A 6,162-nucleotide genomic window follows, 5' to 3' on the forward strand; every position below is an offset into this window, starting at 1 on the left:
CGGGATGGCGCTCTGACAGCTCGCGGCCGAGTGCCACGACAGCGCCGCGAATGGCGAATGAGTCCCAGCCCGGTTCGATGCGGACGTAGATGTGGATGCCCTTACTGCCGGTGGTCTTGGGGAAGCCGAGCATCCCGAGTTCGGCGAGGTAGTCGCGAACGAGAGCGGCGCTTTCCCGGACCTGGTCGAAGGTGACGCCCGGTGTGGGGTCGAGGTCGATCCGCATCTCGTCGGCTTCGTGGGGCTTGCTCGCACGGAATTGCCACACGTGCAAACCGAGCACACCCTGGTTCGCAGCCCAGAGCACGTGTGCAAGGTCGGCGATCACCAGGGCTCGCGAGGGTGTTCCGTTGATCGTTTCGACCGTCGTGGTGTGGAGCCAGTCGGGGGCGGATTCAGGAATGCGTTTCTGGAAGAACGACGTGCCGCGCACACCGTTCGGATAGCGCTCGAGGAGGACTGGCCGATCAGTAAGTGTGCGCATGATCGCGTCGCCGACCGACACGTAGTAGCGAGCAAGATCGAGCTTGGTGCGCTCTTGTTTGCGGGCACCAACTGACGGGAACATCACCTTGTTCGGGTTGGTGATCGGGACCGAACGTGTTCCGCCCGCCACATCGACCGTGACCTCGACGGGTTCGCCGAACTCGTTCGCCTTGGCCATGAACCGACAGTAGCGGTGCGCGCGTCTTTGTTCGTGCCTACTGGTTGGAGTGCAGTTCGCTGTTCAGCTCGCCCCAGCTCTTGCTGCGCGCGCGGGCGATCACTTGGCCAGTTTGACCGTCGCGGATGAAAAGGACACCGCTGATACCACTGATTTCACGAGCCTTGACCACGCCGTCAGGGGTGAGGACCGGGGTGGCTGCGGTGACGTAGAGCCCAGCTTCGACAACGCAGTCGTCGCCGAGGCTGATGCCGATGCCGGAGTTCGCGCCGAGCAGGCAGCGTTCGCCGACCGAGATGACCTCGGTACCGCCGCCGGACAGCGTGCCCTGAATCGATGCGCCGCCGCCGACGTCGGAACCGTCACCGACGACCACGCCGGCCGAGATGCGACCTTCGACCATCGACGTGCCGAGGGTGCCGGCGTTGAAGTTGCAAAAGCCTTCGTGCATCACGGTGGTGCCTTCGGCGAGGTGGGCGCCGAGGCGGACACGGTCGGCGTCGGCAATGCGTACGCCGGTCGGTACGACGTAGTCGGTCATGCGCGGGAACTTGTCGAGGCCGTGGATGCTCAACACGCCGCCGGATTGCTTGACCTTGAGGCGGACGTCGTCGACTTCGCTGACGGCCACGGGGCCGAGGTTGGTCCACGCAACGTTGTTGAGTGCCCCGAAGGTGCCGTCCATCGTGATCGACCGCGGTGCAGCGAGGCGATGCGACAGCAGATGCAGGCGGAGGTACGCGTCTTCGGGGGAGCCCGGCGCCTCGTCGACGTCGACGGAGATGCGAACCGGACGGATGGTGACGTTGCGGACCTCGTCACGCACGTCGCGCATGCCGAGTCGCTCTTCGATCTGACCCCAGTGGACGCTGTCGCCACCGCTTCCGTCTGCTCGAGCGTCGGATCCGAATTCGCCCCAGCCGAGCCAGCGATACCAAGTGTCGAGAGTCGAGCCGTCAGCTGCGATCGTTGCGAGGCCTGCGCCCCATGCCATACGTGTCATCGTTCGGCCTTTCTTGTTCTCAGTGGACTTCTGGGCGGAGTGTTGGAAAGAGGATGACTTCTTTGATCGAGTCGACGCCGGCGAGCAGCATCGCAAGTCGGTCGATGCCGATTCCGAGGCCGCCGGTTGGCGGCATGCCGTACTCGAGCGCACGGATGTAGTCCTCGTCGACACTGCCAGCCTCGGCGTCGCCGGCTTCGCGCGCAGCCTGCTCGTCTTCGAAGCGGGCACGCTGTTCAACGGGATCGTTGAGTTCGGAGTAGCCATTGCCGAGTTCGCGACCGTCGACGAAGATCTCGAATCGTTCCGTGAGGAACGGGTCGTTGCGATCAACTCGCGCCAGCGGTGAGATTTCGGTCGGATGGCCCGTGACGAACGTTGGCCGCACGATGGATGATTCGGAGGTCTTCTCGAACAGTTCCTCGATGATCTTGCCGGCGCCCCAGCGATCCTCGACGAAGACGTCGTGATCGGCGGCCACCTTGCGAACGTCAGTGATCGGCATCGACGGATGCAGTTCGATGCCGGTGCCCTCGGAGGCGTAGTCGATCATGCGCTTGCGGGGCCACCGCTCGGCGAGGTCGATCTGCTCTCCGCGAATCTCGATCACGGTGGTGCCGAGAGCATCACGCGCAGCAGTGGTGACGAGCTCCTCGCTGATGTCCATGACCTCGTTCCAATCGCCGAACGCCTGGTACAGCTCCATCATGGTGAACTCTGGATTGTGGCGAGTGGAGGTGCCCTCGTTGCGGAAGGTTCGGGCGATCTCGAAGACTCGCTCCATACCGCCGACGATCAGTCGCTTGAGGTAGAGCTCGACCGCGACACGCAGGTACAACTCCATGTCGAGCGTGTTGTGGTGCGTGGTGAAGGGGCGGGCGTGAGCGCCGCCGACTTCGGGGTGCAGGACCGGGGTTTCGACTTCGATGAAGCCCTTTGATGCGAGTGTCCGGCGGAAGCTCGCGACGGTTTCATGGCGGATTTCGAAGTTGCGCCTGGCGTCCTCGTTGACGATCAGGTCGGCGTAGCGCTGGCGAAACCGGGTGTCGGTGTCGTTGAGGCCGTGCCACTTGTCGGGCAGGGGCCGAATCGCCTTGGACAGCAGCATGACCGAGTCGGGCTTGACGGACAATTCGCCCTTGCGGGTGGTCATGACGGTGCCGGCTACGCCAACCCAATCGCCCAGGTCAAGATCCTTGATTGCCGCGAACTCGTCGTCGCCGACCACAGCCTTCGAGATGAACAGCTGTACTTCGCCAGAACGGTCCCGAATCGTGGCGAACACGAGCTTGCCGGAATCACGCTTGAGCATGATCCGTCCGGCAACGGTGACGGCGTCTTCAGTCTCGATACCTGGTTCGAGGTGACCCCACGTCGTACGGACCTCGGCCAGCGTGTGCGAGCGGTCAAATCGGTACGGATACGGGTTGTCTCCGGCCTCGCGCATGGCATCGATCACGCCGAGGCGACGAGCTTTCTCGGCGGCGAGGCCGCTGCCGGTCGCCTGGCTATCGGCCTCCGGGTCGGCGGTTGTGGCTGGCTGCTCGTTCACGGTGAACTGACGGTAGCGAACCGAGGCCAGATCTGCGCGCTCTGTTGTCATCCAAGATCGACAAGACGTGACCTGGTCGGTATTTGCCAGCCTGAACCACGAACCGGCCAAGCGGTTCGTACTATCTCACTTTGATGTTGGGATCACGCCGCTCGGCAGTACTCGTAGCCGCGTTTGTTGCTCTGGCGACAGCGTTGCCTGCCTTTGCACTGACCGGGTCGACCGATCTGCCGGCCGCCGTATCTGAGCCCGCCGAGCGACTCTTGACCGAGGTCGACGACGTCGTCACCATCTTCAACTCGGGAGAGCTGACCAGCGACGTTGCGCAACGAGCCATGCAAGCCGTGACCGCTGCTGGGGGAACCGGCGAAATCGGTCGCTCGGCATCGACTGGCATGCAACGCGTGCGTCGAAGCGGCGCGATTGTCCAAGAGGCGCCGTCGGGCGCTGCGTTCCCCATGGCGACGACCATGTTGCCGACACGAGCCGTTTTTGCTTTGATGGGCCCGAGCGTTGCGGCTGCGCTGTCGTCGACGTCGCTGGTGATGGGGGAACGCACGGCGCGCCTGCGCGGCGCACAGGCCGGTGACACGGTCGACCTTGTTGCGTCGAACGGCGCCATCCTTGTGTTCAGGATCGGTGCGGTGGTTGCCGACGACATCACAGGTGGAACAGAGTTATTGATGTCTCTTGCGGGGGCCAACCGCCTCGGCGTCACCCGGCTCAGCCAGATCGTGCTCTGGGATTTTGACTCTCGGGCAGACATCGATCGCGAGTTGGTTGCCAACGGCTTGGTGAGCACCTCGATCAGAATCCGGCGGACCTGGGACGCGTCCGACCCGGACCTCACGCTCGGTATGGCGAAGACCAAGGAAGCGCTCGGAGAGTTCTGGTACAAGGTCTCGTCCAACGGGACTGGCGTGTCGATCTCGAATGACTGGTACGCCGCGAATATCGACCGGTCAGGACCGATTGGCAAGCTCAACCTGCGGTCGGGTTGCCACCGTGTCGTTCGAGTTGCGCTGGCCAAAGCCATGGCCGAAGTGATTGCTTCGGGGCTCGAGAACACAATCAACTACAGCGATGCGAATTCAGCCGGTGGCTGCTGGACTGCACGTTTTTCACGACAGTCGCCGAACAGCAGTATTGGATTCCTGTCACGCCACACGTGGGGGATGGCAGTGGACACCAACACGCAGGGCTCGTGCATCGGGTGCGCACCACCCGACATGGACTGTCGGACCGTGCGAGTATTCCGCAAGCACGGCTTTGCTTGGGGAGGCAACTTCCTGCGACCTGACGGCATGCATTTTGAGTGGGTCGGCGAGCCGCGGCATCAGGGGCTGTATCCGAGCCGATACTGCCCGAACGTTGAGAGCGCGACAAGTGCTGCGTTCGGTGGCGACACGCAACGGTCGACGCTCTTCGTCGAAGACGGCCTCCGCTCGGGAGACAGCGACGAGCACTGACGGCTGTCGTGTGGCTCCTGATTCGAAACCTCGCGTAACCTCAGTGATGTGAGAACACGATTTGTCATACTCGGCGGCGGCCCAGCCGGCAACAATGCAGCAACGCACGCGGCTCGGATGGGTGCTGAAGTGACCGTTGTCGAGCGCGACGTGGTCGGTGGCGCAGCGCATCTGTGGGACTGCATCCCATCGAAGACGATGATCGCCACCGGCGGTGCCATCAGCTTCTCGAACCGTCTCGACGGTATGGGTCTCGAAAGTCAGAGCAGCGAGGTCGACGTCAGCGCGCTGACCAACCGCATCGAAGCGATCAAAGACAAGATGCGCGACAACAACACCGACATCTTGCAGAGCCAGGGCGTGCGCATCTTGCGGGGCACCGGCCGGTTCACCGGGCCGAACAGCCTTGAGGTCATTGGTGTCGATGGCACGCAAACCGTCGAATTTGACGCAGCGCTGATCTCGACGGGGTCAAAGCCGCGGATTCCTGAATGGTGCTTTCCCGATGGCGACCGGATTCTCACGACACGCGACTGCTACCCGCCAAAAACCTTCCCGGAGAGCGTCACCGTGATTGGGTCGGGCGTGACCGGCGTGGAGTTCGTGCACATGTTCTCGTCGTTCGGGGCCAAGGTCACGCTCGTCGTGAGCCGTCAGCAGGTGCTGCCAGGCAAAGACCCCGAAGTCGCCGCTGTCCTCGAGCACGAGTTCATGAACCGTGGTGTCAAGCTGGTCATGGGTGCCCGGGCCGTGGCGATCGAACGGTCCGAAGCTGGCGACAGCGTGATCGTGCGCTGTGACGACGGCCGAGTGGTCGAGTCGTCTCACGCCGTTCTCGCCATTGGGTCGGTCCCAAACACCGCGGACATCGGGCTCGAGACAACGGGCGTCGCAGTCAATCAGTGGGGATTTGTCGACATCAACCAGCACTGTGTGACGAACGTTGACCACATTTACGCCGCCGGTGACATCTCGGGCAAGTTGCCGCTGTCATCCGTCGCTTCGATCCAAGGCCGTAAGGTCGCCGAGCACGTGATGGGGCTCCATACTCGTAACCACCGCCACCTTGACTACGACAAAGCGGCGTCGGCCATCTTCACCGAGCCCGAGATCGCCGATGTCGGCCTCGCCGAAGCAGAAGCGTTCGCGTCGGGCCGCAAGATCCGCGTCACCAAGGTGCCCTTCTCGTCAACCGCCAAGGCGATGATTAACAGCGACACCCGCGGGTTCGTCAAGATTATTTCCGATCCGAACACGGGTGAGATTCTTGGTGGGTCGATTGTCGGTCGCCACGCCGCAGAACTCATCTCGGTGATTGCCGTTGCGGTCACCGCAGGCCTCACCGTGAGCGATCTCGTCGAGAGTATCCTCGTCCACCCGGCGTTGAGCGAAGCCTTAGCAGAAGCCGCAGAGTAGCGAGCGGCGAGAACTGAACTGTTCGATTGAACTGTTCGATTGAACTGTTCGATTGAAC

At 62.8% G+C, this 6,162-nt stretch carries 5 protein-coding genes; 2 read left to right on the forward strand and 3 right to left on the reverse strand.

Going from position 1 to position 6,162, the window contains the following annotated elements:
- The 3 genes from ACH2EI_RS05985 to lysS form a co-directional block, all read right to left on the reverse strand.
- Positions 1–664 (reverse strand): DNA polymerase domain-containing protein (locus ACH2EI_RS05985; protein WP_395159441.1); only part of this gene is annotated, 664 nt, incomplete at its 3' end.
- 37 nt (positions 665–701) lie between these two features.
- Positions 702–1,667, reverse strand: a complete 966-nt coding sequence (locus ACH2EI_RS05990) for a DapH/DapD/GlmU-related protein (protein ID WP_395159443.1) — start codon at positions 1,665–1,667, stop codon at positions 702–704.
- Between the two features lie 19 nt (positions 1,668–1,686).
- Complete coding sequence (gene lysS, locus ACH2EI_RS05995; protein ID WP_395159445.1) at positions 1,687–3,219, reverse strand: lysine--tRNA ligase; 1,533 nt, start codon at positions 3,217–3,219, stop codon at positions 1,687–1,689.
- Between the two features lie 134 nt (positions 3,220–3,353).
- Between lysS and ACH2EI_RS06000 the strand changes: the two genes are divergently transcribed.
- Entirely contained in the window at positions 3,354–4,688 is a 1,335-nt protein-coding gene (locus tag ACH2EI_RS06000; protein ID WP_395152319.1) for a M15 family metallopeptidase, read from the forward strand.
- Between the two features lie 48 nt (positions 4,689–4,736).
- Positions 4,737–6,104: a dihydrolipoyl dehydrogenase family protein gene (locus tag ACH2EI_RS06005; RefSeq protein ID WP_395152320.1), complete on the forward strand. Its 1,368-nt coding sequence runs from the start codon at positions 4,737–4,739 to the stop codon at positions 6,102–6,104.
- The last annotated feature ends 58 nt before the right edge of the window (positions 6,105–6,162 follow it).

It is taken from the genome of Ilumatobacter sp., assembly GCF_041688325.1.
Taxonomy (GTDB): domain Bacteria; phylum Actinomycetota; class Acidimicrobiia; order Acidimicrobiales; family Ilumatobacteraceae; genus Ilumatobacter_A.

Excerpts from the sequence above, each read along its gene's own strand:
- ACH2EI_RS05990 (WP_395159443.1), bottom strand. The coding sequence starts at position 1,667 with ATGACACGTATGGCATGGGGCGCAGGCCTCGCAACGATCGCAGCTGAC.
- ACH2EI_RS06000 (WP_395152319.1), top strand. The coding sequence starts at position 3,354 with ATGTTGGGATCACGCCGCTCGGCAGTACTCGTAGCCGCGTTTGTTGCT.